Origin of the sequence: Weissella sp. DD23 (genome assembly GCF_001579105.1) — a bacterium.
Classification (GTDB): Bacteria; Bacillota; Bacilli; order Lactobacillales; family Lactobacillaceae; genus Weissella; species Weissella cibaria.
In genome coordinates this window covers 4,826-5,899 of the sequence record NZ_KQ970400.1, presented here as the reverse complement: position 1 = coordinate 5,899, position 1,074 = coordinate 4,826, and the positions used below count along the sequence as shown (strand labels likewise).

General features: G+C 48.9%; 1 pseudogene. It reads left to right on the top strand.

Annotation, left to right across the window (positions count from 1 at the left end):
* Positions 1 to 21: 21 nt before the first annotated feature.
* Positions 22 to 1,074: pseudogene (locus WEIDD23_RS13810) on the top strand (hypothetical protein); the annotation flags it as partial.

The following is a 1,074-nucleotide window of genomic DNA, read 5'->3' as shown; positions in this document are numbered from 1 at the left end:
TTTTTAACACACCACGATTTTATGAATCGTGAGTTAAGCTGGATGGCCTTTAATGAACGGGTTTTGGCGCTGAGTCAAGATGCGGGCCAGCCGCTTTTGGAAAGAGCAAACTTTTTAAGTATCACGCAGAGCAATTTTGATGAATGGTACATGGTCCGCATGGCGGATTTGATTCGTGATATTCAAGCTGGGGATGATAAGAAGGATCCGGCGGGCATGACGCCACAACAACAAATGAACGCGGTACGTCATGCCATTCGCAAACAGTTGCGGCACCAATACCAGAGTTATGAAGCTTTGAAAGTTGCTTTGAGCAATGTGCATTTACCGATTTTGCCGGTGGCGGATTTAAAGGCACATGACCGGGCAGCGGTCCGCCGGATTTTTCAGCAGACGATTCAGCCAGAGTTGACCTTAAAGACAATGGACGCGACCAGTCTATCAGAAGTATCCAACGGGACGATTAACTATGTCGTTGGTCATACGGGGGATGCCGATTGGACGACATTTGCCTTGCCAGCGACGACACCACGATTTATCCGCGTGCCGGGACCTAACAGCCGCTTTGTCACGACGACCGATGTCATGACGACGTACATTGCCGATTTAGCGACTGACTTGGCTGATAAGCAGGTGTATCAATTCCGTATCTTGCAAGATATGAGCATGCCTATTTTGCCAAAGTCAACGACTGATGTGGTGGATGCCATTCAAGCAGAGGTTAATAAACGGGCGACGGCGCCAGCAATTAATTTAACGGTTTCGGCGCAAATGCCAGCCGAATTGAAACGCCATTTGCAGCAGGTTTTGGGCGTTGACCGGCTTCACGTCTTTAAGGTTAAGGGCCCACTGGCGTATGATTTTGTGACTGAATTAAATGACTTATTGAAGCAGGAGGACCAAGCTGCTGAGTTTGCCTTCTTGCATTATCACCCATACCGGCCACACCAGGTGAAGGCGCTGGCAGGGGCTGATATTTTTGATAACATTGTGGCGCAGGATTACCTTGTGCATCATCCGTATGACAGTTATGACGCTGTGTTGAATTTCTTCCAGCGGGCCGCGCATGATGAC